The sequence below is a fragment of the Thermomicrobium roseum DSM 5159 genome (assembly GCF_000021685.1).
In the GTDB taxonomy this organism is placed as follows: domain Bacteria; phylum Chloroflexota; class Chloroflexia; order Thermomicrobiales; family Thermomicrobiaceae; genus Thermomicrobium; species Thermomicrobium roseum.
Map to the genome: position 1 here is coordinate 1,519,656 of NC_011959.1, position 25,385 is coordinate 1,545,040.

19 protein-coding genes and 1 tRNA gene are annotated in these 25,385 nt (G+C 64.3%); 10 read left to right on the forward strand and 10 right to left on the reverse strand.

Features of this window, described 5'->3' with window-relative positions:
* The first annotated feature begins 130 nt into the window (after positions 1–130).
* Both TRD_RS07190 and TRD_RS07195 read left to right on the forward strand, forming a co-directional pair.
* Positions 131–1,318, forward strand: coding sequence for a DUF4352 domain-containing protein (locus TRD_RS07190; RefSeq protein WP_015922485.1), 1,188 nt, complete (start codon positions 131–133; stop codon positions 1,316–1,318).
* A gap of 68 nt (positions 1,319–1,386) precedes the next feature.
* Positions 1,387–1,737, forward strand: coding sequence for a hypothetical protein (locus TRD_RS07195; RefSeq protein WP_015922486.1), 351 nt, complete (start codon positions 1,387–1,389; stop codon positions 1,735–1,737).
* A 250-nt stretch (positions 1,738–1,987) separates the two neighbouring features.
* Here TRD_RS07195 and TRD_RS07205 read toward each other — a convergent pair whose 3' ends face one another.
* A complete protein-coding gene (locus TRD_RS07205) occupies positions 1,988–3,028 on the reverse strand; it encodes a helix-turn-helix transcriptional regulator (RefSeq protein WP_015922487.1) in 1,041 nt (346 codons plus the stop codon).
* Between the two features lie 116 nt (positions 3,029–3,144).
* On the opposite strand from TRD_RS07205, the gene TRD_RS07210 reads away from it, so the two are divergent.
* Genes TRD_RS07210 through TRD_RS07220 form a run of 3 tightly spaced genes read left to right on the forward strand, consistent with a single transcriptional unit; the run spans position 3,145 to position 5,509 of the window.
* Complete coding sequence (locus TRD_RS07210) at positions 3,145–3,945, forward strand: WecB/TagA/CpsF family glycosyltransferase (protein WP_226980687.1); 801 nt, start codon at positions 3,145–3,147, stop codon at positions 3,943–3,945.
* A complete protein-coding gene (locus TRD_RS07215; RefSeq protein ID WP_015922489.1) occupies positions 3,942–4,493 on the forward strand; it encodes a B-box zinc finger protein in 552 nt (183 codons plus the stop codon). The genes TRD_RS07210 and TRD_RS07215 overlap by 4 nt, the downstream gene beginning before the upstream one ends.
* On the forward strand, positions 4,490–5,509 hold the full coding sequence (locus TRD_RS07220; protein ID WP_015922490.1) for a bifunctional heptose 7-phosphate kinase/heptose 1-phosphate adenyltransferase: 1,020 nt from the start codon (positions 4,490–4,492) through the stop codon (positions 5,507–5,509). The genes TRD_RS07215 and TRD_RS07220 overlap by 4 nt, the downstream gene beginning before the upstream one ends.
* Here the strand turns inward: TRD_RS07220 and TRD_RS07225 are convergent.
* The 3 genes from TRD_RS07225 to TRD_RS07235 form a co-directional block, all read right to left on the reverse strand.
* Positions 5,506–7,335: an ABC transporter ATP-binding protein gene (locus TRD_RS07225; protein ID WP_226980688.1), complete on the reverse strand. Its 1,830-nt coding sequence runs from the start codon at positions 7,333–7,335 to the stop codon at positions 5,506–5,508. The two genes, TRD_RS07220 and TRD_RS07225, sit on opposite strands and share 4 nt — an antisense overlap.
* A gap of 155 nt (positions 7,336–7,490) precedes the next feature.
* Positions 7,491–7,676 (reverse strand): hypothetical protein, encoded by a 186-nt coding sequence (locus TRD_RS07230; RefSeq protein WP_015922492.1) that lies wholly within the window; start codon positions 7,674–7,676, stop codon positions 7,491–7,493.
* A 68-nt stretch (positions 7,677–7,744) separates the two neighbouring features.
* The gene (locus tag TRD_RS07235) at positions 7,745–8,707 is read right to left on the reverse strand and encodes an LLM class flavin-dependent oxidoreductase (protein ID WP_015922493.1); all 963 of its coding nucleotides are present in this window, start codon (positions 8,705–8,707) and stop codon (positions 7,745–7,747) included.
* Between the two features lie 158 nt (positions 8,708–8,865).
* Between TRD_RS07235 and TRD_RS07240 the strand changes: the two genes are divergently transcribed.
* Together TRD_RS07240 and uvrB are read left to right on the forward strand one after the other, a co-directional pair.
* Positions 8,866–9,972: a class II histone deacetylase gene (locus TRD_RS07240; protein WP_015922494.1), complete on the forward strand. Its 1,107-nt coding sequence runs from the start codon at positions 8,866–8,868 to the stop codon at positions 9,970–9,972.
* Between the two features lie 445 nt (positions 9,973–10,417).
* A complete protein-coding gene (gene uvrB, locus TRD_RS07250) occupies positions 10,418–12,424 on the forward strand; it encodes an excinuclease ABC subunit UvrB (RefSeq protein ID WP_015922496.1) in 2,007 nt (668 codons plus the stop codon).
* Between the two features lie 92 nt (positions 12,425–12,516).
* Here uvrB and TRD_RS07255 read toward each other — a convergent pair whose 3' ends face one another.
* The 3 genes from TRD_RS07255 to TRD_RS07265 form a co-directional block, all read right to left on the reverse strand.
* Complete coding sequence (locus TRD_RS07255) at positions 12,517–13,095, reverse strand: DUF981 family protein (RefSeq protein WP_015922497.1); 579 nt, start codon at positions 13,093–13,095, stop codon at positions 12,517–12,519.
* Positions 13,096–13,425: 330 nt separating this feature from the next.
* Entirely contained in the window at positions 13,426–14,085 is a 660-nt protein-coding gene (locus TRD_RS07260; protein WP_041436035.1) for a response regulator transcription factor, read from the reverse strand.
* Positions 14,063–15,484, reverse strand: a complete 1,422-nt coding sequence (locus TRD_RS07265) for a GAF domain-containing sensor histidine kinase (protein ID WP_015922499.1) — start codon at positions 15,482–15,484, stop codon at positions 14,063–14,065. The genes TRD_RS07260 and TRD_RS07265 overlap by 23 nt, the downstream gene beginning before the upstream one ends.
* A gap of 280 nt (positions 15,485–15,764) precedes the next feature.
* On the opposite strand from TRD_RS07265, the gene erpA reads away from it, so the two are divergent.
* Together erpA and TRD_RS07275 are read left to right on the forward strand one after the other, a co-directional pair.
* Positions 15,765–16,148, forward strand: coding sequence for an iron-sulfur cluster insertion protein ErpA (gene erpA, locus TRD_RS07270; protein WP_015922500.1), 384 nt, complete (start codon positions 15,765–15,767; stop codon positions 16,146–16,148).
* An 87-nt stretch (positions 16,149–16,235) separates the two neighbouring features.
* A tRNA-Leu gene (locus TRD_RS07275) sits at positions 16,236–16,318 on the forward strand.
* Between the two features lie 553 nt (positions 16,319–16,871).
* Here the strand turns inward: TRD_RS07275 and glnA (TRD_RS07285) are convergent.
* Positions 16,872–18,341, reverse strand: a complete 1,470-nt coding sequence (gene glnA, locus TRD_RS07285) for a type I glutamate--ammonia ligase (RefSeq protein ID WP_015922502.1) — start codon at positions 18,339–18,341, stop codon at positions 16,872–16,874.
* A gap of 65 nt (positions 18,342–18,406) precedes the next feature.
* Positions 18,407–19,855 carry a type I glutamate--ammonia ligase gene (gene glnA, locus TRD_RS07290; RefSeq protein WP_015922503.1) on the reverse strand — a complete coding sequence of 483 codons (1,449 nt, stop codon included), beginning with the start codon at positions 19,853–19,855 and terminating at the stop codon, positions 18,407–18,409.
* A 561-nt stretch (positions 19,856–20,416) separates the two neighbouring features.
* Here glnA (TRD_RS07290) and TRD_RS13670 point away from each other — a divergent pair.
* Positions 20,417–23,443, forward strand: coding sequence for a sensor domain-containing protein (locus TRD_RS13670; protein ID WP_015922504.1), 3,027 nt, complete (start codon positions 20,417–20,419; stop codon positions 23,441–23,443).
* A 25-nt stretch (positions 23,444–23,468) separates the two neighbouring features.
* Here TRD_RS13670 and TRD_RS07305 read toward each other — a convergent pair whose 3' ends face one another.
* Positions 23,469–25,043: an acyl-CoA mutase large subunit family protein gene (locus TRD_RS07305; RefSeq protein ID WP_015922505.1), complete on the reverse strand. Its 1,575-nt coding sequence runs from the start codon at positions 25,041–25,043 to the stop codon at positions 23,469–23,471.
* Positions 25,044–25,385: the final 342 nt, after the last annotated feature.

The window sequence follows — 25,385 nt, forward strand, 5'->3', positions numbered from 1 at the left end:
GGCACCCGAGCGTGCCAGCTCGTCACGATTTTCCTCCCCTACGGGAACACCTGTGTTCCCGTCCGTTGACGACACTGGAAACAGGGAGTGGGCCCAACTCCTGGACGACAACCGGACGAGGAGGTGGACGATGCGGCGCTTTCTGAAGGCGCTCTTGATCGGAGCAGGTGGGCTCTTGGCGATCTGTGTGCTCATTGCCGTGTTGGTCTCGGGTGGCGGGCAAGGCGGGAGTACACCGACTCCTGCAGAGGCGAGCGGGCAGGTCGTGACGACGGCTGCGGCACCAGCGACGAGTCCGGTCGCACCGGGCGAGCGTGCCGCGACAGCGACGCCTGCGCCGCAGGCCACGCCGACCCTCCCCTGGGGAACGAGCAAAGAGGATGTCCACGCCACGCTGGCCGAAGGGCAGACAGCCGAGCTCCGTGACGGCAAAATGGTCTATCGCCTCACCATCGAACGGATCGTCGATGGCGCCACCTCGACGAATCCCCTTCAGCGCCCCAAAGAGGGGAACCGGTATTATCTTTTGGTCATTGTCGTCGAAAACGCCGGTGACCGGTCGTCATTCTTGACGGCGAGCAACTTCCAGCTGCGCACGACAGCCGGCTTCGACTACGAGCCGGTCTTCGCCCCAGTCGGCTTCACCGAAGGGGAAGGGCTGTCCCAAGAGGTCAGTCCCGGTGGAAAAGCGCGCGGGATCGTGGTCTTCGAGCTACCGGAGGGGGAACAGCCGCTCTTCCTGAAGTTCGATCCCAATCCCTTCACCTCTGCGGAACTGTACTTCGACACACCGAATGCGCTCGAACTCGTCCAGTCCGGCGCAGTGAGCCAGCCTACCCCGGCAGCCCCGGAGGGTACTCCGGGAGATCGAGCGGGAAAGAGCTGGGGAACCAGCAAGAACGACCGGCACGTTCCGCTGGCGCCCGGTCAGAGCGGCGCTATCGCGGACGGTAAGCAGGTCTACCGAGTCACCATCGTCAACATCGTGGATGGCGCCACGTCCAGCAACATGTTCGTTCAGCCCAAGGAAGGGCAGAAGTTCTGGCTCGTCCAAGTCCTGTTCGAGAACGCCGGCACGAGCTCGATCAGTCTCTTCCCGACCAACTGGGCGCTGCGAACGCAGGACGGGTTCGACCACGAGGCCGAAATCATGGTGACCGGCTTTGCGGAGGGCGAACTCCTCAGTGGCGAGGTCGGACCGGGTGGAAAGCTGCAAGGAATCGTCGTCTTCCAGATCCCGCAGGACGCCAAGCCGCTCTTTCTCAAGTTCGACCCGAATCCACTGACCAGTGCTGAGCTCTACTTCGACGCGCAATGAGTCGGTCAGGCGAGGGGCGAGTCGAGCGGCTCGCCCCTCGCGCATCGAACAGGAAATGGAGGACACTCGTGCGGATCGCGGGGCTCGTTTTCGGTCTGCTGGGCGGATTCCTCGGCGTGCTGGCCGGCCTGCTCGCGCTCGGCATCGGTGGGTTGGGCGCGGCCTTCTCCGCTGAAGGCACAGGAATGGTTCTCGGTGGCGGCTTAGGAGCCATCGTCGCCGCCGCAGTCGGTCTCGTCGGTGCAGTCGTCGTCCTGAGCCGTCCAGGCGCCAGCGCAGTTCTCCAGCTTCTGGCAGCATTGGCCGGCCTCATCGCCGTCTCGCTCTTCTGGATCCCGTCAGCACTGTTGTTCGCACTCGGCGCGCTCGCAGCGGCACTCAGTCGCCGCGGGCGCGCGAGCCGCCAACCCCGCGAATGAGCGCGCTACTGGTCCACTGTCGGAGCAGAAAGGAAGGGAGACCATTGGCACGACGACGACGCCCACTTCCACCGCACCAACTCTTCGTCACACGGCGCAGTCGGACGCGACCACGTCCGACCGAACCCGGCGACCAGGAAGGACAGGAGCAGCCTCGACCAGAAACACCGAAGGAGGAACCTTGTTCCGAACGCACGGCGCGCCCGACGATCCCCCCGCCCCAGGGACTCCTCGCTGCCGATTGACCCAACTAGCGCGCGGCCTCGGCAGTACCCAGCTGTCCTGTCTCTCGGACACCGTAGTGGCGGAGGATACCGCGCGCTTGCGCGAGCACCTGCTCGCGAAGCGATTCTGGGCGGATCACGGTCACGTCGACGCCATAGTTGAGCACCCAGCGGACGAAATCGGGAGTCACTGGTATGCGCACCCGGAAACGGATGCGCCCATCGGGCAAGGGGTCGATCTCTTGGCTCGGATGCCACTCCTCTTCGGCGATCCAGGGGGCTGCCGTCTGCGAGAACTCGAGTTCGACCTCCTCGGTCGGGAGTTCGCTCGTTTGGAATACTCCCCAACTCTTGGTCAAGAACTCGCGCAGCGAGAAATCGGACCGGACGCGAAACGGTACGCGGGTATCTCGGAGGTACTCGATGCGGTCCACCTTGAAGGTGCGAACATCGGATCGCAAGTGACACCAGCCGACCACGTACCACGAGCGGCCGAAGGGAAAGACGCAGTACGGATCGAAGCGACGACTCTCCGCCTGGTTCCCGCGTGACGCTGTCCGGTACGTCATCTCGACCGTGTGCTGCAGCGCCATCGCTTCCAACAGAGCGAACAAGCGCTTCCGTCGGTGCTCGTCCAATCGACTCGGTCGGCGTGCCTGGAGCGAATGCCCCAAGAGCGTCCGCATCTTGTCCGGCAGGATCGCCCGGAGTCGCTCGAGCGCCGCGCTCAGCTCTTGGGACGAGATACCCGGGATCATGTGCCCAGCTTCTGCTGCCAGGAGGAGCGCCAAAGCTTGAGGAAGCTCGAGCTGAAGCGAGGGAAGGCGCGGAACGGAGACCAGATAGTATCCGCCACCAGGAGCGCGCTCGATCGCCAGGCCAAGCCGCTCGCGGAGGAACTGGAGATCCTTGCCGATCTGTCGCTCGCTCACCTGGTACCGCGCCGCCAGCTCCCGGCGGGTATACCGCTTCGGAGCCTGAGCGAGCATCACCAGAAGATCGACCAGTCGAGCGACTCGATCACCCTCGCCCAGGCGCTCGATGACTGCCGCTCCACTGCCCACCATGAGCCCACCCTTTCGGTCGATAGCTCCAGTATACGAGAAGCGGCTCGTGTTCGAAAAGAGCGACCGGTATCCTTGCCAGCGGAGGTCGAGTGCGACCGGAGGACGCGACAGGCCGAATGACCGAGATGCTGGGAGCTACCGGCTGGAAACTACGCCGCGTGCTTATCCTCGGCCTGCCGGTGCACGACGTCACGCTCGCGGAAGCAGTTCAGCTCATCCTAGCCTGGAGCCGGGAGGCGAGTGACCTGCAGCAGGTGATCACGCTCAATCCGGAGATGGTGATGGCCGCTCGCCGCGACCCGGCCTTTCGAGCCGTCGTCGAACGGGCGGCACTGGTGACACCGGATGGAATCGGCCTGATCCTGGCGGCCCACTGGCGTGGGACACCGCTCCGTGGGCGGGTGACCGGCGTGGACCTCGTCGAAGCGTTGGCCCGGACCGAAGTCCGCCTCTTTTTTCTCGGTGCAGCGCCCGGAGTTGCCGAGCGTGCGGCAGCGGTGCTGGCTCGCTCGGCTGGAGCGACCATCGTCGGTACCTGGGCTGGCTCGCCGCGCCCTGAAGATGCCCCCGAGACGCTCGCTCGCATCGCGGCTGCTCGCCCGGACGTCCTCTGTGTCGCGTACGGGGCGCCGGCCCAGGACTGCTGGATCGCTCGGCACCGCACGGAACTGACTGCTGCGGGCGTGCGGGTCGCCCTCGGGGTGGGCGGAACCTTCGACTACCTCGCCGGCATCGTCCCGCGTCCCCCGCGCATCGTTCGGCACCTCGGCTTGGAATGGTTGTATCGTTTGCTACGGCAGCCGTGGCGGTGGCGACGGCAGCTGGTATTGCCGCATTTCGCGCTCCTTGCCCTCGCCGATGGACTGGCGAATCGGCTTGCCGGCAGGGAGCATGACGAACCGGAGGCCATACCGTGACCAGCGTGCTCGACGAGCGATCCTGTCCGCGTCACCCCGGCACCACGACTCGTCTCCGCTGCAGCAAGTGCGGGACACCGATCTGTCCCCGCTGCATGGTCGAAACGCCGGTCGGATACCGCTGCCCAGCTTGTGCCGGTCTCTCTGGTGGTGCATGGGGTGACCTGCCTGGTTCGCTCCTGGTACGGGCGGCGGCAGCCGGGCTCCTGGTCGCCTTCGTCGTCGGTTGGCTCTGGAGTCGCATTCCGGAGTGGCAATTCTACCTGGCGCTCCTCCTCGGCTTCGGTGTCGCCGAAGCGATGGCCGCGGCGGCCCGCTTGCGGCGTGGGCTGGCCCTCCAAGTACTGGGGATCGCGGGCGTCGCAGTCGGGCTCGTCATCTCGCGCCTGCTCTTGCTCGCCGAACTCGGCCCCGAGACGCCAGCGCTTCCGAGCCGACTGAGCGATCCCCGCTTCATCGCTGCCCTCCAGCTCCGGCCCATCCCTGACCTCCTATTCGCCGCACTCGCGCTTCTCATCCCGTTCGTTCGCTTCCGGGGAGCACGATGAGCGAACTGCGCCGACGCCTGCTGCGCATCCTCGACGACGTGAAGACCAAGCGTTTCCTGGTCGTCGGCGACTTGTATCTCGATCGCTATATCTTCGGCGAACCAACGCGCATCTCGCGGGAAGCACCGGTTCTCGTCCTTGAGGAGCGGCAGATCGCGCATCGGCCAGGCGGCGGGGCAGCACCCGGGCTCGCGTTGGTCGCCTTGGGTGCCACCGTCCAGCAAGCGGGCGTGATCGGTGATGATCCGGAAGGCGCGCTCTTGCGCCAGCTGCTTGTCGAGCAGGCCGTCGGGGTGGACAGCATCGTCGTCGATCCGACGCGCCCGACGACCGTCAAGACCCGCATCGTCGCCACCGGGCCGTACAACGTCCTCCCGCAGCAGTTAGTCCGCGTGGACCGTCAGGTGCGTCGGACTCTGCGCCAGACTGAGGAGGAGCAGCTCGTCTCCGCGATCGCCAGGGCTGCACCCCACGTGGACGCCATCGTCCTCTCCGATTACCGGAGCGGTGTGCTGACTTCCCGCGTCATCGCGACGGCTCTGGCATCCGGCAAGCTGACCGCAGTCGATTCGCAAGGGCGCCTCGATGCCTTCCGACAGGCGACGGTGATCAAGTGCAACCGCGCCGAGGCGGAGCGTTTCCTCGAACGCTCGCTCGCCGAGCGGGCGGAACGGGTCCGGACGCTGCCGGTGCTCTGGCGGGAACTCGCCTGCGAGGTGCTCGTCGTGACGCTGGGCGGCGACGGTGCTGCACTCGTCACTGCCGAGGGGTATCGCGAGTTCCCGCCGCCAGCAGTCCGGACGGTCTTCGATGTCACCGGTGCGGGCGATACCGTTCTGGCCGTCCTCGCGGGTGCTCTGGCCTGCGCGGCGACACCGATCGAGGCGCTCGCACTGGCTCAGCTCGCGGCCAGCATCGTGATCGGCAAGTTCGGGAATGCCCAGGCGACCACCGAGGAACTCCGGAGCGCCCTCGAGCGCGATGACCTCGTGGAATTGCCGGAGTCGGAGCGCTAGGCTGCCGGCTCGACCGCGAACTGCAGACGGTACAGACGCGCGTAGAGTCCACCCTGTGCTAGAAGCTCGTGGTGCGTTCCCTGCTCGACGATCTGACCACCCTCCATGACGAGGATACGATCCGCCGCCAGGATCGTGGAAAGTCGGTGGGCGATCACCAACGTGGTCCGGCCACGCATCAGTGTCGCGAGCGCTTCTTGGATGAGGCGCTCCGATTCGGAATCGAGCGAGGAAGTCGCCTCGTCGAGCACGAGAACGGGTGGATCGGCCAAGAAGAGGCGTGCCAGGGCGAGGCGCTGCTTTTCTCCACCAGAGAGGCGATACCCTCGCTCGCCGACGACCGTTTGGTACCCCTGCGGGAGCTGGGTGATCCGCTCGTGGATCTGCGCGGCCCGCGCAGCAGCCTCGAGCTCTGCCTGTGTCGCTTCCGGCCGCGCGTAGCGCAGGTTCGCGGCAACGGTATCGTGGAAGAGATACGGCTCCTGCGTCACCATCCCGATGGCCCGAGCCAATGTGTCGAGCGAGAGATCGCGGAGATCGTAACCATCGAGCGTGATCCGGCCCCGGGTCGGATCGAACAACCTGGCGAGAAGATAGGTGACAGTCGTCTTGCCGGCGCCGCTCGGGCCAACCAGGGCCACCAGCTGACCCGGCTCGACCCGGAAGGAAACACGAGCAAGAGCCCAATAGCGCAGCGACTCGTTCCACTTGTCCTCGCGCCCCGCCAGGGGAAGGGGCTCGCCAGCCTCGCTGGATTCGGCCAAATAAGTGAACCAAACGTCCTCGAACGCGATCGCACCACGCGGGCGCTCGATGCGGACAGCGTTCTCGCGCTCGCGGATCTCGATCGGTCGATCGAGCAGCTGATAGATCCGCTCGAAACTGACGAGCGAGGTCGCGAGATCGACGTGGGTGTTGAGCAGCGCGGTCACTGGCCCATAGAGCCGTGCCAGATACACGATGAACGCCACCAACTCACCGGTCGTCAGCCCACCGCGGAGCGCCAGCACCCCTCCGGACCAGGTCACGACAGCTGTGCCGACCGCTGCGGTCATCCCGTAGAACACCATGAGCCAGCGTCCCGCGACAGCCAGCTCGATGCCGATGTCGCGCACGGCAGCCGCTCTCTCGCGGAACCGTGCCACCTCATCGGCGCGGCGGCCGAACAACTTGACCAGCAATGCCCCACTCACGCCGAGCGTTTCGGTGAGTTGCGCCGTCATCGCGGCATTCCGCTCCATCTGTGCCCGCGTCAATGCACGCAAACGATTCCCGAAACGACGGGTAGGCAAGACGAGCGCCGGAAAAACGAGAAAGGCCAAGAGTGTCAAGCGCCAGTCCATGGCCAGCATCATGGCGAGCGAGACGGCGATCACGGCGACATTGCTCACCAAGTTGGTCACGGTACTCGTCACCGCACGCTGGGCAGCGACGACATCGTTGGTGAGACGCGAGACGAGTTCGCCAGCCTTGACTCCGGTGAAGAACCGAAAGCCTTGCTGCAAGAGACGCTCGTAAAGGGCAGCACGCAGGTCAAAGATGATTCCTTCCCCGACGCGCGCGCTCAGCTGGCGTTGCCACACACCGATGAGGCCACCGAGGAGCGGCAACGCCACCATCCCGATACTGAGCAGCGTGAGCAAGAGGAGGTCACCCGATCGCCCAGGAGCCGGGAGGGCACGATCGACGAGGACACGCACGAGTTGCGGCTGGAGCGCCTCAGTGACCGAGGTCAGCAGGATCGCCAGCACCATGAGCCCGATCGACCAACGATAGGGAAGAGCCGATTGCAGAACGCGCCGGAGGAGCGCACGGTCGAGCGACACCCGCCGCTCCGCCTCGGGACCGCGCCAGAATCCATGCCACATCGGAGGTGGAACACCGAGCATCCGTCACCAGCCAGGAGTAAGGTCGTGCGAGGGAGAAGAAACCGGCTGGAGCATCCCAGCCGGCGATCAGCTTCTGACTGTCCGAGACCGGGTCATCCGAAGAGACCGACGACAATCATGATCACGGCCATCACCACGATGACCGCGATCGCGATCCACCCGATCGCTGCCAAGCGCGGGAGCCCCAGTCGTCGCGCACGTACCGCTCCGGGGACACTCCACAGCGCAGCGAACAGCGCCAGGATCCCCATGGAAACCATCGCCGGATTGTCCGCCATGACCGTGCTTCTCCTCCCGTCCGCGGCCACAACGCCCGTTTTATCCTACCGCAGCGTCTCCCAGATCGTCACCCGCTCCAGCCGAAGCGCCGGTCGAGCGCCGCCAGCACAGCGGCGAGTTCCGCTTCCTCGGCCAGGTGGTCGGCGACTGGGATGAGCATCGTCAACAACTCGTCGATACCGCCCTCGAGCAGTTGCGCCAGCCGTTCTCCCACCGTGTCGCGGTCACCCCACACCACCAGATGGTCGAGCAGAGCATCGCTCGGAGTACCGTTTTCCAGCGGGAACCCGGCCGTCTCGAACATTTGGGCATAGAAAGGCATGCGCCCATAGAGACCGACGACTGGTCGTGCCTTCTCACGCATGACCGCGACATCGGTCGTCATGACCACCGGTACCTGCACCACGAGACGGGGCCGGCGGGTGCGCCCGGCAGCTCGGGCCCCGTTCTCCAGCGCCGGAACCGCACGCTCGTGGATGTAACTGGGTGGGCACATCCAGGAGATCACGCCGTCGGCGATTTCGCCGGCCAACTGGAACGCTTTCGGGCGCAGTGCGGAGGTGTAGATCGGCACCGGTGCCGTCTCCGGGAGGCGCTGGCGGACCCGGAAAAATTCGCCTTGAAAGTCGATCTGCCCGTCCCAGAGGAGACCGCGCACGATCGTCACATACTCCCGCAGGTGCGCCAGGGGACGCTCCATCGGGATACCGAGCGAGCCTTCGATGATCGGCCGATGGCTCGGCCCGAGTCCCAGGCGAATCCGGCCTGGCGCCAACTGATGCACGGCGAGTGTCTGCTGCGCCGTCACGAACGGGTGGCGAGGATAGGTCGGGATGATTCCCGTACCCAGGATGATCCGCTCGGACCGCACTGCGGCGGCCGCGTAGACGGTCAAGGCATCGATCGTCCGGCCACCGGTCACGGTCCAGATGGCAGGTACTCCGGCTGCCTCCAAGCGCTGGATCGCGGCGAGAGCACCGACAGCATTGTTGCGATCAGGCTGGTCGATGGCGACGCGCGGCCACGGCATCCTGCTCTGCCTCCCTTCGTGGGACGACCTCTCCCGCACGAGTTGTCCGCGCCAGTCTAGCATGACTGTGCGAGGACGGCACTTGCGTGGTGACGGTTGCTTTGCCATGATGGCCGCTGGACATGCAGTGCCGGGACCGGATGGGAGGGGACAGTCCGATGTCGCTCGCCTACTGCTACGACGAACGTTTTCTCCAGCACGACACAGGACTCGATGCACACCACTTGCCGGACGGCTCGATTCTCGATCCGGTCGAGCATCCCTCCAGCGCACGCATCATCCGCCGGACTGCCCAGCTCATCGCTGCCTCCGGTCTTCTCGAGGGAGCACTCGTCGTGGCGGCTCGCCCGGCAACCGAGGACGAACTCACTGCCTACCACACGCCCGAGTACATCGCGCACGTCCAGCAGGTGACCAAGAGCGGCGGAGGCTGGCTCGATCCGGAGACTCCGGTCGTCCCTGGCTCATGGGAAGCTGCCCTGCTTGCGGCGGGCGCCGCCATCGAGCTCACCGATGTCGTCCTCGCTGGCCGGGCATCGTGTGCCTTCGGCCTGCTGCGGCCGCCCGGGCACCACGCGATGCGCGATCAGGGAATGGGCTTTTGCGTCTTCAACAACGTCGTGCTCGCCACCCGGCATGCCCAGCGACGGGGTGTGCAGCGCATCATGGTCCTGGACTGGGATGTCCATCATGGCAACGGTACCCAAGCTGCCTTTTGGGACGACCCCTCAGTGTTGTTCGTCTCGCTCCACCAGGACAACTGGTACCCGGAGGGTTGGGGCGCAGTCGACCAGATCGGTGGGCCGGATAGCGAGGGCACCACGGTCAATATCCCGCTCCCACCGGGGACGGGCAATCGCGGCTATCTGGCAGCCCTGGAGCGGATCGTCGTCCCGATCGCCCGTCAGTTCCGACCGGAGATGATCTTCGTCTCCGCCGGACAAGATGCCAGCATGGAGGACCCGCTCGGGCGCATGCTGGTAACCATGCGAGGTTACCGCGCGATGGCGCGACTGGTTCGCGATCTGGCTGACGAGCTCTGTGCTGGGCGCCTGGTTGTGCTGATGGAGGGTGGATACTCCCTCCGGTATGTCCCCTTCTGCACGCTGGCTGTCATCGAGGGAATGATCGGGCGCGAGAGCGGCATCGCCGATCCTCACGAGGGGACCAGCGAGCTCTCGCAGGCTGAGCGGGAGTTCCGCCCTGATCAGGAGGCAGCGATCGAGGCTGCTCGTCAGGTCTTGTCGCGCTATTGGCAACTCTGAACGAGCCAGTCAACTCACCAGCTCAGCCACCGAGCTGGCACGGTCCAGTGACAGCCAGGAACGCGTGTCGGCTGGCAACCTCCTCAGGACAGGCGCAGGGGAACGCTGCGCACGCTGGACAAAGCTCGCTCGTTCTCCGTGCACTGTCGCGAGAAGCTCGCTCAGCGTGCGCGCAGGCCACCGCTGAACGTCCAGCTCTCGCAGTCGGGCAGGAGTGAGAAGCAGGCTTCCTCGACCGACGCGTGGTTTCCCATCGGCCGGTCGGTAGATGCCGCAACGCTGCTCCATCGGCGGACTCGACGGCCGAGCAAGACCGACTCGCTCGGAGAGACTCGTCGAGTGCATCCTGTCATTCGCCAGGAGTCACCACAGGCAGCGCGGATCGATCGGCAACGGCGGCTATACTTGATGCGCGCGAGAAGGGCCGAAAGGTGCATGCCGATCGATGAGCCGTTTCGAACTCGTCACCGATTTTCAACCGACCGGCGACCAGCCCCAAGCGATCGAGCAGTTAGTGGAGGGCCTCCAGCGCGGATACCGGCACCAGACGCTGCTCGGCGCGACGGGGACAGGAAAGACGTTCACCATGGCATGCGTCATCGCCCGTTGGCAACGGCCGACGCTCGTTCTCGCGCCGAACAAGACGCTCGCTGCACAGCTCTACTCGGAGTTCCGTGAGTTCTTCCCACGCAATGCCGTCGAGTACTTCGTGAGCTACTACGACTATTACCAGCCCGAGGCCTACATCCCGCAGACCGATACCTATATCGAAAAGGAAACAGAGATCAACGACGAGATCGACCGTTTGCGCCTCGCCGCAACGCGTGCGGTGCGGACCCGGCGCGACGTGATCATCGTCGCCAGCGTTTCCTGTATCTATGGCATCGGTTCACCTGAGGAGTGGGACAAATCGATTCTCGCCTTGCGGCGCGGTCAGGTCGTCCGGCGCGACAAGATCCTTCGTCACCTGGTCGACTTGCAGTACGACCGCAACGACATGACGCTCGTCCGCGGCACCTTCCGCGCTCGTGGCGACCTCATCGAGGTCTTTCCGGCCTACGAGGAATTCGCGGTGCGCATCGAGCTTTGGGGCGACGAGGTCGAACGGATCGTCGAGTTCGATCCCTTGACCGGCGAGATCCTGGCCACGCGCGAGGTGATGGAAATCTTTCCCGCCAAGCACTGGGTCACGAGCGGAGAACGGCTGGAAGCAGCTATCCGGAGTATCGAGGCTGAGCTGGAGGAGCGCCTGGCCGAACTCCGCGCCCAAGGGAAGCTCCTCGAGGCACAACGACTCGAGCAGCGGACCCGCTATGACATCGAGATGCTCCGCGAGGTCGGCTACTGCAGCGGCATCGAGAACTATTCCCGGCACCTCTCGGGACGCAAGCCTGGCGAGCCACCCTGGACGCTCCTCGACTATTTCCCTGACGACTACCTGATGTTCATCGACGAGTCGCACCTGGCGATCCCTCAGGTGCGCGGCATGTACCACGGCGACCGCTCGCGCAAGGAGATCCTCGTCGAGTACGGTTTCCGGCTCCCTTCGGCACGCGACAACCGTCCCTTGACGTTCGAGGAGTTTCTGGAGCGCATCAACCAGGTGATCTATGTCTCCGCCACACCGGGTCCCTGGGAGCGGGAAGTGAGCCAGCAGATCGTCGAGCAAGTGATCCGGCCCACCGGCATCCTGGATCCGGAGATCTCCGTGCGGCCGACCAAGGGGCAGATCGACGATCTCTTGCATGAGATCCGCCAACGCGTCGCACGCGGTGAGCGCGCACTCGTCACCACGCTCACCAAGAAGATGGCAGAGGACTTAGCTGATTACCTGAAGGAAATCGGGATCCGTACCCACTACCTGCACAGCGAGATCGATACCATCGAGCGCGTCGAGATTCTCCGCGATCTGCGGCTCGGCATCTACGATGTGGTGGTCGGCATCAACCTCCTGCGCGAGGGGCTGGACCTGCCGGAGGTCTCCTTGGTCGCCATCCTCGATGCCGACAAAGAGGGCTATCTCCGGTCCGAGAGCGCACTCATCCAGATGATCGGTCGTGCTGCCCGACACGTGAACGGGCACGTCATCATGTATGCCGATACGATCACTTCCTCGATGCAGAAGGCGATCGAGGAAACCTATCGGCGGCGCCAGATCCAGATGGCCTACAACCAGGAACACGGTATCGAACCACGCAGCATCGTCAAACAGGTGCGCGACCTCACTGACCGCATTCGGCAGGCGGCAGAGGAGCGCGCCCCGTACGAGGTCGCTGCCCCCGTGCCCCATGCCGGAGCGATCGGCGAACTGGCTCCGGACGAACTCGCACGGCTGATCCGGGACCTCGAGCGGCAGATGAAGGAAGCAGCCAAACAGCTGGAGTTCGAGAAGGCCGCCCTGCTGCGCGACCAGATTTTCGAGCTCCGTCGCCTTCAGGAAGCCCTGCGCTGATCCATGCCCCCGGAACGAAGACGACTGGCCCAGACAGGGGACCAGTCGCGCTGATCCTCGTCCGAGGATCAGCCAGCGTACCGGAAGCCCACTCAGGAGCGCAGCGGGAGTGGCCGCCACTGTCCGAAATTATCCGGACCAGGATGTTCGAGATAGGCGCCAACAGCGCCGATCGCGAAAATCGCCGCGCCGACGACGAGCAGGACCGCAGCGATCAGGCGAAGGGACGGAACGCGGAAGCTCACTGGTACGAGTATGCCGGCGATCCCGATCGCCCCATAGGCGATCGCCCACATCACTGGGCTGCGCGTGAGCCCATGCTGGAGAATGGCGCCAGCGATCACGACGAGCATGATGCCTCCGGGTAGACTCAGCCAGGCCAGTGGCCGGAGATCGTGCCCGATCAAGATAATCAGCCCAGCGAGCGACAGCAGCACCCCGAAGTAAAGAGCCGGCTCACCCATGATGATGTTGTTACCACCCGGCAACGGCCACGTGAGCGTCAGATGCAAGGCTGGTATCGCGAGGAGCAATCCGGTCGCCAGGAAACTCCAACCCCAGGGCCGCACGAGTTCAGCGGGAGCATCGAGAAAGCGCCACCCATACCATGCAGCCAGCAACGCCCCCACCACGACAGCGACCATCATGATGGTCAGGTAATCGATGAACATTGTCCCTCCTCCTTCCCCTCCTCAGGCGAGTCTATCGAACACGAGCAGACGTGGCGTGACAAAACCGTTCCAGCAGGAGATGCTGAGCAGGTCTCGACGTGAACAGTGCCTGTTCGCTCGGGCGTGTGGTCGCTGGCCGGCTTACCAGGGAGATCGATCTTCAGAGTTCTCTATCGCCATTCGAACCATGCGAAAAGGAGAGAAAGTGGCGCACTTTCCTAGGGGGCCCTGCCCTCGACCGAGAAACTTTCGTCGCTTTGGGGCGGACAGGTTCAGGAGTCGCAGGCGAGGCACAGCGCACAACATGATGGACTCGGACATCGACGCCGATTAGGAACGTGGTGGCTCGTCGGGCCGGGTGCGGACAAGGCCAGTCCGGAGAGCGTAGGCGATCACCTGTGCCCGATTTTCCAGGTGAAGTTTGGTCATGATGTTGCGCAGGTGATACTTGACCGTGTTCTCGCTGATGAAGAGCCGCTGGGCTAGTTCTCGGTTCGAGGTCACACCTTGCACGAGCAGTTCCAAGAGTTCGCGTTCGCGCTCTGTCAAAGCCGGTCCTTCGGGGCGGTGCACTCCCTCCCGGCCGAACTCTTGCAAAACCCGTCGCGCGAGATGGGGAGTGAAGACCGGCAGACCCGACTGGACTGCTTCGAGCGCGCGAAAGAACTCGTCAGCCTCCAGGTTCTTGAGCAAGTACCCGTACGCGCCCGACTTGATGGACTCGAAGAGATCTGCCTCGTCGTCCGAGGCGGTGAGCACGACGACTTTCACTTCCGGGAGTTCCGTCACGAGAATGCGTGTCGCCGTCAAGCCATCGACTTCTGGCATCGTGAGATCCATAAGCACGATATCCGGTTTCAGCTGGCGCGCGAGTTCCACCGCCTCGCGTCCATTCGCCGCCTCGCCGACGACCTCGACACCCCGTGCTTCCAGGAGGCTGCGCAGGCCATCGCGAAAGAGCGCATGGTCATCGACGATCAAGAGACGCATCTCGTCCTCCAGTCGTTTCAGCCAGGACGATGCCGACCGGAAGCACCGCCTCGACCGTCGTTCCCTGGCCCGGAAGCGAGGTGACCCGCAACCTTCCTCCCACCGCTTCGGCACGCTCGCGCATCGTCGCGAGCCCAAAACGTGGGAACTGTCCGCGCTCCAGCGCTCCTGGATCGAAACCGATCCCATTGTCCGCCACACGAACGCACACCGTTCCATCGAGTCGAGCGAGCTGGACCGTGACTTCGGTCGCTCGCGCATGCTTGCGGACATTCGTCAGTGCTTCCTGGACGATGCGGAGCAGCTGGAGTTCTGCCATCGGCTGGAGACCGCGCAAGCTGTCGTCCGAGGGTTCGACGATGAGTCGAGCGTTGACGCCGCTCTGGTCCTGCCACCGCTCCACGTAACTCCGCAACGCATCGACGAGGCTCCGGTTCGGAGCGAGGCCGGTCCGCAGTCCGAGAATCGCTTCGCGAACGTCTGCGTAGGCGTCTCGCGCTGCTCTTTCGAGTTGCTCCAAATGACGCTCTGCCTCTGCGAGGCGATCGGGTTGGCGCAGGAGTTCACGCAACGCCGACACCTTCGTGATGACATACCCCAAGACCTGGGCGAGGCTGTCGTGCATTTCTCGGGCGATCCGCTCGCGCTCCTCGTGTACCGCCAGACTCATCAGGCGACGATGTAGCCGGGCATTTGCGATCGCGAGCGCAGCTTGTGTCGCGAACCGCTCCAGCCGCGAGCGATCATGCTCATCGAATGGCTGACCATCCTCGCGATCGGCCAGATAGAGACCACCGAGCACCCCCTCTTGCGAGCGGATGGGCACCCCGAGCAAGCTGCGCATGGTGGGATGCCCCTCGGGATAGTGCCGCGTCCCGGGATACCGATCGAGATCCTCGATGTTGAGGGGGCGATCGTCCCGCAGTACTGCCTCCAAAATGCCGTGCTCTCCCATCGTGCTCTGTTCGCAGCGGGCGGTTCGCGGATAACCCGAGGTGAAGAGCGTACGCTGGCCCTGATCATCCAGCACGATCAAAAGGCCATAACGCGCGCCGGCCAGCCGACGAGCTTCGTCGATCACTCGCTGCAACACCAGAGCGAGATCGAGATCAGCGGTGATCGCCACGCCAGCTTCGTGCAGGGCAGCCAGTTCCGCATGTTGCATGAGGAGGCGGCGGTAGAGTTCACCGATCGGGCGGAAGATCCAATCGGCAAAGACGACCACCCCCAAGACTGCCAGCGTTCCACTGGCGATCCATGCCCAGTTCGCACCGAGCGCAGGAACGAGCGCGTGGCCGATTACCACGAGTGCGGCCAAGAAGGCGAGCGGCAGGACGATGCCCAGCCGCTTCAGCCTGGCCATCGCCCGATCGAGCTCGTGCTCCGAACGCTCGGTCATCGCCGCCCTCGCTCCGTCGCCACCCTACTCGATACAGAGGATAGCAGGTCCTGGCGCGCAGTTCGCGATCGACCACATTGCCGAGCGCTGACGTGCCGTCGAACGACCATCGTCTTGACACTTTCTCGCCACTCGTTATCGCCGCCCGCTCGGGATCGCACGACCGATGTGCCCGCGGGACTGCACGACGGGGTAGACTAGTACTTGACAGCACTGCGCTGCGGTGTAAGATCCATAACAGCGTGGTTGCGAAAGTGCGGAAGGACGTGGAGCGAGAGCCATGCAACAGACGACGCTCATCACGATGACACCCGAGGCGGTGCGCCGCCTGAAGCAGTTCATGGACGAGCAGGGCATGCCGGAGGCGTATCTCCGTGTGTTCGTCGCGCCGGGTGGCTGCTCGGGTCTCCAGTACGGTATGGCCCTCGAGGAGTCGGCGGAGGAAGACGACTTCACATTCGAGATCGACGGTGTCCGCGTGATCGTCGATCCCTTCAGTGCGACGTATCTCGAGGGTGCCGAGATCGACTATGTCAATAGCCTCATGGGAGGTGGATTCACTGTCCACAATCCGAACGCCGTTGCCACGTGTGCCTGTGGCCATAGCTTCGATGCTGGCGGCAATGCCGGTACGGCCCAAGGGTGCGGGTGCGGCGGCTGGTGAACCGCTGAACCATCGAAGAGGCATGGGCCGGCAGCCACGTTCGGCTGCCGGTATACTTTCTTCGGTCGCGCTCTGCGTTCCTGCCGCGGGGGAATGCCGGAATTGGCAGACGGGCGTGACTTAGGATCACGTGCCGATGAGGCGTGTGGGTTCGAGTCCCACTTCCCCCACCGACCAGCCAGTCGAAACCTGCGCTCGCCGGGCGCTCGTCGAGCGACCTCGTTGTCTCCACCGCCGGCACTCGTGCGAGGCGACCTCACGCACTCCTGCGCTACCCACCGCGGCTGCCCACCGACCGCCATCCACCCACGACGAGGTTCGAGCGCGAGAGGCGACAGGGTATGCTCGTCGCGAGCCGGGTACCACGGTAGTATCCAGTTCGGTGCAACAACCCCTCTCTGGAAGCGAGCGCACACCGAGAGAGGAGACAAGTACGCGGAGCCACCAGCGAGCGACGGTCCAGTGACCGCTCCGACACGAGCGAGCGATCACCGACAACTGATGCGCGATGAGATGCCGTCGTTGCCATCGGCGAGGGCTGCGCAGGCACGGGGCTGTGGCCGCACCTGCCAGCGGATCGCCGCTCATGCGACGAGTCGGGCCCTCGCCGTGCCCCTCGACCGGTCGCGCGCACTGGACGGTGAAGATCAGCGGTAGGAGCACGTCGCGCGTGTGGATGAAGAGCGACGCCCCGGCAAGCCGGGGCGTCGCTCGAGTTTTCCGTCAATAGATCTCGAGGTAACGATCGAGTTCCCACTGGGTGACATACTGCCGGAAAGCATCCCAGTCGCGCTTCTGCGCCTCGAGCAATCGCTCGAAGACATGTTCGCCGAGAGCCTCGCGGATCACCTCGTCCTTTTCGAGTTCGGCCATCGCTTCACCGAGGGTCGCCGGTAGCGTTTGGATGTTGCGTCGCTTGAGGTCCTCGTCGGTGAAGTGGTAGACATTCTCCTCCACCGGCTCGGGAAGTGGCAGCTTGCGCTCGATCCCATCCAGCCCGGCTGCCAACATGACAGCATAGGCGAGATAGGGGTTCGCCGAGGGATCAGGACAACGCAATTCGATACGCGTCGCTTGCAGGCGACCATGCCGCACGGCAGGGACGCGGATGAGCGCTGAGCGGTTCTGTCGTGCCCAGCTGATGTATACCGGCGCCTCGTATCCGGGAACCAGTCGCTTGTAGCTGTTGACGAGCGGTGCCAGAACCGCGCACATCCCTCGCGCGTGCGCGAGCTGCCCCGCGATGAAGTGCTTGGCGAGATCGGAGAGACCGTAGGGGTCCTCGACATCGACGAAGAGATTAGCACCGGTCTCGAGCGAGGCCAGGCTCTGGTGCGTGTGCATGCCGCTGCCATTGATCCCGGCGATCGGCTTGGGCATGAAGGTGGCATGCAGATCATGCTGTTGAGCGATCGCTTTCAAGGTGTACTTGAAGGTGATCGCGTTGTCGGCTGTCGTCAGCGCATCGGAATACTCGAAGTCGATTTCGTGCTGACCGATGGCGACCTCGTGGTGACCAGCCTCGACCTTGATGCCGAACGCTTGCAAGGCCCGGATCATGTCCTTGCGCACCTCGGCGGCCAGGTCGGTGGTCAAGTCGAAGTAGCTCCCCTGGTCATGCGGGAGTGGCATGATCTTGCCGTTCTCCTTGCGGAACAGAAAGAACTCCAGCTCGGGACCGGTATTGTAGACGAGGCCGAGCTTGGCTGCCCGCTCGAGCTGACGCAGCAGGACGACCCGCGGGTCACCGGGAAACAGTTCACCATTCGGATTGTAGACCCAGCAAATGACGCGAGCGGTCTGGGGATCCCAGGGAATAGGGGAGAAGGTCGAGAGGTCGGGCATGAGGTACATGTCGCTTTCCGCGATGCGCGCGAACCCCTCGATCGACGAACCATCGAACCACTGGCCCTGCTCGATAACGTGGGGAAACACATCGATGGGAATCTGGACGTTCTTGACGATCCCCATGATGTCGGTGAATTGCAGACTGACGAACTCGATCTTGAGCTCTTCTGCGCGCCGGAGCACCTCCTCCGGGCTCGGCGCAGCAGCACGACGACCGATCACGCTCGTATCGACGACCAACGCAAACCCTCCTTCACGGACTCGACCATCACTGCCGATCCGCCGGCGACGCCACTGCACACCCGCCCAGCGGGTAGCCGCGTCGTGGCCCTCGTGGCCCTGCATCAGTGTACTCCTTTCACGGCCCCACCAGAGCACCTCCCATCCCCACCCACCATCGGTTCCCGTCCCTAGATATCAAAGTACAGGTAGAATTCATAGGGATGCGGTCGAACCTCTACTTCTCGGAGTTCCTTCTCGCGCTTATAGCTCACCCAGGTTTCCAAGAGATCACGGGTGAAGACGTTCCCTTCCAGCAGCCAGTCATGATCACGCTCGAGCGCCTCGAGGGCGGCCCCGAGCGAGCCCGGCACGCTCTTGACCTGTGCTGCCTGCTCGGGCGGCAACTGATAGGTATTGACGTCGAGCGGGCCAAATCGGCTCGCATCGAGTCGCCGCTGAATGCCATCCAGACCGGCCATCAGCATGGCAGCGAAGGCCAGATACGGATTGCAACTCGGGTCGGGAGGGCGGAACTCGACCCGCTTGGCCGCAGCATTCTCCGGTCCGGTCGTATACATCGGGATCCGGATGCAAGCGCTGCGATTGCGCTTGGAGAAGGCCACGTTGACCGGAGCCTCGTAGTGCGGCACGAGCCGCTTGTACGAGTTGGTCGTCGGGCTCGTCAATGCGAGGAGCGCATCGACATGGGTCAGCAAGCCGGCGATGTAGGAAAGGGCGAGCTCGGAGAGTTCAGCATAATGGCACGCCGCGTAGAACAGGTTCGTTCCATCGCGCCACAAGCTCTGATGCGTGTGCATGCCGTTGCCGTTATCCCCGAAGAGCGGCTTTGGCATGAAGGTCGCTGTGCAGCCATGCTTTCGGGCAACGTTCTTGATGACATACTTGTAGATCATCACCTTGTCGGCCATGGCAGTCAACGTATCGCGCCGCATGTCGATCTCGCCTTGGCCAGCGGTCGCGACTTCGTGATGGTGCATCTCGACGGGAACACCGATCTGCTCGAGGAGCAACGCCGCCTCGCTGCGGATGTCCTGAAAGGTATCGTGAGGAGGAGCTGGGAAGTATCCCTCCTTGGGGCGGATGGTATAGCCGAGATTCGGCGTCCCGTCGTTGCGACCACTGTTCCAGTACCCTTCACGCGAGTCGATCGCGAAGCCCATGCGATAGGGCAAGACCTCGTAACTGACGTGGTCAAAAATGAAAAACTCGATTTCCGGTCCCCAGAAACTCGTGTCGGCGATCCCCAGATCGCGCAGGTATCGCTCGGCTTTCTGGGCAACGTAGCGCGGATCACGCGCATACGGTTGACGCGTCTCCGGATCGACGACGTTACAAATCATGACCAGAGTCGGGACAGCCGCGAACGGATCGATGAAGGCCGTCGTCGGGTCAGGAACGAGCAACATGTCGCTTTCTTCGATGGCCTGGAAACCGCGGATACTCGAACCATCGAAGCCGATGCCGCGCTCGAAATCGGCCAAGCTGAGCTGGCTCGCTGGCAGCGACGCATGCTGCCACGTGCCGGGAAGATCCGTAAAGCGCAAATCGACGATCTGGATACCACGTGACCGGATCAGATCGAGAACGTGTTCTGGCGATGTGCACGACCCGTACATGGTTCTCCTCCTGTTCCGCGCGCTCACGGCACCTTCAGCGCGCCTCGACTACGTCCCAGCATAAGACAGCAGTGGCACGCCACCTTCGGCGTCCTGCTGAGGATGGCGGAGAACCGTTGTGCACTGTGCACAAACGATACGGAACATGAGGACGACAAGAGAAGACACAGCCCTGACCGGCAGCCTCGCAGCCAGCGCACCCTCGATACTCTCATTGGCCCGCGGTGCCGGTTCATCACCGGGCGCCGCGACCGCCAATGGCGGCTCGGTGAGAGCCAGGGCCGGTCGGCTCTCGCCGACCGTTGCGCCGGCCGCGCACTCACCCGTCAGGGCCGTGCGATCATATGCTAGCACATCGTTCGCGCCTCTGTCAAGCCCCCGGTTACTCACCCTGCCCGCGCACTCGAGCACGAGCCCGCTGCCGCTGGAGCGCCGCGTGCACTGGCGCTGGGGCACCTCTGCTCGTGACGAGCCAGCCCCAGCGATCACCCTTCAGCCCGACCAGCTCCCTGCCGAAAAGAGAAGACTGAGCACGGCCTCGCCTGGCACCTGGAGGACACGGTGAACGAGGATATCGAACGGGGGTCGGAGAAAGGGTCCGGCCCGACACTCGCTACGCACCGGCCTGCCGGGGACAGCTCGGACATTCCGGAACTCGTCGCAGCGCTCTGGAACAGTAGCGAGCCGCAGCTGCTGATCGACCCGCAGGACGGGCGTATCGTCGACGCCAACGATGCCGCCGTGCGCTTTTACGGGTGGACCTACGGCGTCCTGTGCTCGTTCACCATCGATCGCATCAACACCCTTCCGCCTGCTGAGATCCGAGCACGACTCGCCGAGGCCACCCAACGCCCTCGCACGCGTTTCGTTTTTCCCCACCGATTTGCGGATGGGCGCGTGCGCTCGGTCGAAGTGATCACCGGACCGGTACGCGTCGGCGAGCGCATCCTCCTCTGGTCGACTCTCCACGACCTGAGCGACATCGTCCATCGTTCCCCGGAATTCGAGACGCTCGCGCACCGCTATCAGACACTGGTCGAAAACCTCCCAGCTGTGGTCTATCTGGAGGAGGCCGATCCACCTCACCGTAAGATCTACGTGAGTCCGGCGGCTGAGCGACTCCTCGGTTGGGCCGCGCACGAACTCCAGGTCGATCGAGCGACCTGGTACGAGCGGTTCGTCGCACCGGAGGATCGCGCTTGGGCGCTCGCTGAGCGAGAGCGAAACGATCGTACCGGTGAAGCCTTGCGCCTGGTGTACCGGTTCCGCACTGGCGATGGTCGAACGGTTTGGCTCCGCGACGAGGCGGTCCTCATCCGCGACCGGCTGGGACACCCCTGGGCTCGGCACGGGCTCCTGACCGACGTGACCAGTCAGAAGCGCCTCGAGGCCCGCCTGCAACGGGAACTCGCTTTTCACAACGTCCTGCTCGGAATCGCCAGTCGCCTGGTGACAGCGAGCAGCGACGAGTTCGAGAACGTCGTGGCCGCGACGTTAGCCGATCTGGGATCGTTCCTGGCGATCGATCATCTCGTGCTTTTGGAGTGCGAAGGAACGGACATCGTGCTCCTGAGCCGGTGGCAGGCTCCCGGCATCGAGTTATCGGTACGGTGTCTCGGCCGGCAAGCGATTCCGAGCCTTCCCTCGCTCCAGTCGCTGCTCGAGCGCGGCCAACCGGTCGTCGTACCGCGTCTCGAAGCGCTCGACGCGGGGGCCGACGATGTGCGGACGTTCTGCACGCACCTCGGCCTGCGATCGCTCCTTGCAGTTCCGCTCCTGGCAGCTGGGCGCCTGATCGGCTGTCTCCTCGCCGCTCAGCAACGTGACGAGCGGCTGTGGGGTGAGGAGGAGCTGGATCTCTTCACGCTCGTTAGCCAACTCTACGCGGCATCGATCCAGCAGCGGCGGGCAGAACGAGCGGAGGCTCAGCATCACGCCTGGCTCCGTGCGACGGTTCTCGCTGCGCCGGACGCCCTGCTCGTTCTCGACGCCAACGGTATCGTTCGCTTCGCCTCGCCCGCGGCCCGGACTGTCCTCGGGCTGGCACCGGACCAGCTGGTCGGTCGCCCGCTCGCGGATCTGACGACCACTCCGGAGCGAGTCGCCAGCTGGGCACTCGACGGACTGCGACCCGAGCGAGCGAACCGCATCGAAGTCCAGTTCGCGCACCAGCCGACGCGCACGGTCGAACTCTCGGGTGTCGATCTCCGCAGCGACCGGCACATCGCGGGAATCGTGCTGTCTGCCCGCGATGTCACCGAGCGCAAGCGAGCCGAGCAGCTGCTCCGCGAGCGGGCGACACGCGACCAGCTGACCGGACTCCTGAGCCGCTTCGGATTTCTCGAAGTGCTCGAAGCGCTCCTCCACACGACCACCGCAGAAACGATCGGCATCCTCTGCTGTGATCTCGAGCGCTTTTCGGCATTGAACGATGCGCTGAGCTGGGAAGCGGGTGATGCCATCCTCCGCGCGGTCGCCGAGCGGATCCGCCGAGTAACCGGCGCGCTGGCCGCTGCTCGCCTGGAGGCCGACCGGTTCGCGGTCGCGCTGACCGCTCCCGACCGGACGACGCTCGTCCGACTCGCCGAGGAACTCTTGCACGAACTCAGCGGCTGGTACGAGGTGGGTCGTGACGAAGTCTACGCCCGCATGCGCGGCGGGCTGGCTTGCGTGGAAGATGGAATCGACGCGACCACCGCGCTCCGTCGGGCGGAAATCGCCTTCCAGGTCGGCAAGCGCGCCGGTCAGGAGCGTTTGTCCGTTTTCGATCCGGTGCTCTACCAGGCCAGCATCGAACGACAGTTCCTGGAGCGCGACCTGCGGCGCGCGCTGGAACAGGGGGAACTCCAGATCCATTATCAGCCAGTCATCGCCGTCTCGAGCGGTCGCTTGACCAGTTTGGAAGCACTGGTCCGTTGGCACCATCCCGATCGTGGCCCCATCTCTCCCGCCGTTTTCGTCCCCTTGGCCGAGACGACCGGATTGATCAGCCAGCTGACCCAGTGGGTGCTCCTGCAGGCCTGCCGTCAACTCTGGGCCTGGTCTCGGGCCGGACTGGCTCCAGAACTTTCGATCAGCGTCAACCTGAGCCCCACCGACTTCCTGCACTTGGACGTACCGCAGCTCGTCGACGACATCCTGCAGGTGACCGGCCTGGAGCCGCGACGGCTGACGCTCGAGCTGACCGAGTCGGCGATGCTCGACCCGGCCGTCTCGCGCGAGCGACTCGAGCGTTTGCGGGCGCTCGGCATCGCGGTGTTGATCGACGACTTCGGTGCGGGGTACTCCTCGCTCGGCTACCTCAAGCAGTTACCGGTGAGCGGGCTCAAGATCGATCGCACCCTGGTGGCCGATATCGATCATGATCCGGCGAGCACAGCTGTCGTCCGCTCGATTCTGGAGTTGGCCGGCGCTCTCGAGTTGAGCGTCACGGCGGAAGGGATCGAATCGGCACGCCAACTCGCTGTCCTGCGCGAGCTCGGTTGCCATTACGCACAGGGATTCTTCGTCGGTCGGCCTGCTCCGCCGAATGCGATCCACCATCTCTTGCGCCGTGGCTCCACCGACCACCCCTATCTGGACGAGTGAGCGCTCGAACCGGTCGTGCGGGTACTCAGAAGCGGGGTCGGTACTCTCCCCACACCTGGCGCAGGCGCCCACAGATCTGACCGAGCGTCGCCCCTGCCAGGAGCGCCTCGCGCAGGACAGGGAGCATGTTCTCCGTTCCTCGGGCAGCCTCTTCCAGGCGGTCGAGCGCTCGGGCGACCCGCTCGCTGTCCTGCCGCGCCCGGTACTCCTGCACACGCGCGATCTGTCGCTCGACCGCTGCATCATCCAACCGGTGCACCGGTACGTGCACCGGTATCGCGTCTTGATAGCGGTTGACGCCGACGACGATACGCTCTCCACGCTCGACGGCTTGCTCCCACGCGTAGGCGCTTTCGGCGATCTGCGCTTGGATCCAGCCTCGCTCGATCGCGGCGACTGCCCCGCCGAGCTCCTCGATGGCATCGATGAGCTCCCACGCGCGCCGCTCCACCTCGTCGGTCAAAGCCTCGACGAAATAGGAGCCGCCCAGCGGATCAGCCGTATCAGCCACACCGGTCTCTTCGGCCAGGATCTGCTGCGTGCGCAAGGCGATCGTCGCCGATTCCTCGGTGGGCAAGCCCAGCGCCTCGTCATAGGAGTTGGTGTGCAAGCTCTGGGTTCCCCCCAGGACAGCAGCCAGAGCCTGGTAGGCGACGCGTACGATGTTGTTCAAGGGCTGTTGCGCAGTGAGGGTGCAGCCACAGGTCTGCGTGTGGAACCGCAACATCCAGGATCGTGGGTTCTGGGCGCCGAACCGCTCTCGCATGATGATGGCCCACATCCGGCGCGCGGCCCGGAACTTGGCGACCTCCTCGAAGAAGTTGTTGTGGGCGCCGAAAAAGAAGCTGAGGCGCGGCGCGAACTCGTCCACCGCGAGCCCCGCATCGATCGCCGCCCGGACATAGGCGATGGCGTTGGCCAGCGTGAACGCGACTTCCTGCACAGCGGTCGCCCCAGCTTCGCGGATGTGGTAGCCGCTGATCGAGATGGTGTTCCAGTTGGGGAGGTGCTCCTTACAGTACGCGAACGTATCGACGACCAAACGCATCGACGGGCGCGGTGGAAAGATGTAGGTACCGCGCGCAGCATACTCTTTGAGAATGTCGTTCTGGATGGTGCCGCGCAGCTGCTTCGGATCCACCCCCTGCTCCTCGGCGACGATCTGGTACATGAGCAGGAGAATCGCCGCTGGGGCATTGATCGTCATCGAGGTCGTGACAGCACCGAGATCGATTCCAGCGAACAGCCGACGCATGTCATCGAGCGTCGAGATAGCCACCCCGACTCGCCCCACCTCCGGTCGCGCCAGCGGATGATCGGAGTCGTAACCGAGCTGAGTAGGGAGGTCGAAGGCGACGCTCAGTCCGGTTTGTCCCCGCTCGAGAAGAAGCCGGAAACGACGATTCGTCTCTTCTGCCGAGCCGTATCCAGCATATTGCCGGATCGTCCACTTCTTGCCGCGGTACATCGTGGGGTGGATCCCCCGCGTGTAGGGGTATGCACCGGGATCCGGCTCGGGCCGACGACCGGTTTCGCGATAGACCGGCGCGATCTCGATTCCTGAATCGGTCACCACGCGGCGGATCTCGGTCGTCGCCATTTTCGACCTCCTCGCTCTTGCTCGCGGGCGTGTTCGATTCCTCAGCACACCGATGGGGGCGGGTGATTCTGGCCTGCCGCCCCGAATCGGCGACTTTCCAACTCTACACGATACGGCTCACGCCATCGAAACCGACGGCGGTTCTGGGAACAGTGTCCTCCTCCCCGTCAGGAACGCGCCTTTCCGATCGAGACCACGAGCGCCGAGCACTGTCCTGTGCCCCAGGGCACAGCGAGGCGATCCGGTGGCGGAACTCCTCCCGGAGATGATCGGGCGAGTCCATCACCGCAGGCGAGAGAGCCGTGGGCAGCCGGCCCTGCGTCACAGCCACACGACCAGCAC

What these genes read in the sequence shown, in the direction of transcription:
- TRD_RS07190 (WP_015922485.1), top strand. Translation starts at nt 131, where the DNA reads ATGCGGCGCTTTCTGAAGGCGCTCTTGATCGGAGCAGGTGGGCTCTTG.
- TRD_RS07205 (WP_015922487.1), bottom strand. Translation starts at nt 3,028, where the DNA reads ATGGTGGGCAGTGGAGCGGCAGTCATCGAGCGCCTGGGCGAGGGTGAT.
- TRD_RS07210 (WP_226980687.1), top strand. Translation starts at nt 3,145, where the DNA reads ATGACCGAGATGCTGGGAGCTACCGGCTGGAAACTACGCCGCGTGCTT.
- TRD_RS07220 (WP_015922490.1), top strand. Translation starts at nt 4,490, where the DNA reads ATGAGCGAACTGCGCCGACGCCTGCTGCGCATCCTCGACGACGTGAAG.
- TRD_RS07230 (WP_015922492.1), bottom strand. Translation starts at nt 7,676, where the DNA reads ATGGCGGACAATCCGGCGATGGTTTCCATGGGGATCCTGGCGCTGTTC.
- TRD_RS07235 (WP_015922493.1), bottom strand. Translation starts at nt 8,707, where the DNA reads ATGCCGTGGCCGCGCGTCGCCATCGACCAGCCTGATCGCAACAATGCT.
- TRD_RS07240 (WP_015922494.1), top strand. Translation starts at nt 8,866, where the DNA reads ATGTCGCTCGCCTACTGCTACGACGAACGTTTTCTCCAGCACGACACA.
- uvrB (WP_015922496.1), top strand. Translation starts at nt 10,418, where the DNA reads ATGAGCCGTTTCGAACTCGTCACCGATTTTCAACCGACCGGCGACCAG.
- TRD_RS07255 (WP_015922497.1), bottom strand. Translation starts at nt 13,095, where the DNA reads ATGTTCATCGATTACCTGACCATCATGATGGTCGCTGTCGTGGTGGGG.
- TRD_RS07260 (WP_041436035.1), bottom strand. Translation starts at nt 14,085, where the DNA reads ATGCGTCTCTTGATCGTCGATGACCATGCGCTCTTTCGCGATGGCCTG.
- TRD_RS07265 (WP_015922499.1), bottom strand. Translation starts at nt 15,484, where the DNA reads ATGACCGAGCGTTCGGAGCACGAGCTCGATCGGGCGATGGCCAGGCTG.
- erpA (WP_015922500.1), top strand. Translation starts at nt 15,765, where the DNA reads ATGCAACAGACGACGCTCATCACGATGACACCCGAGGCGGTGCGCCGC.
- glnA (WP_015922502.1), bottom strand. Translation starts at nt 18,341, where the DNA reads ATGCAGGGCCACGAGGGCCACGACGCGGCTACCCGCTGGGCGGGTGTG.
- glnA (WP_015922503.1), bottom strand. Translation starts at nt 19,855, where the DNA reads ATGTACGGGTCGTGCACATCGCCAGAACACGTTCTCGATCTGATCCGG.
- TRD_RS07305 (WP_015922505.1), bottom strand. Translation starts at nt 25,043, where the DNA reads ATGGCGACGACCGAGATCCGCCGCGTGGTGACCGATTCAGGAATCGAG.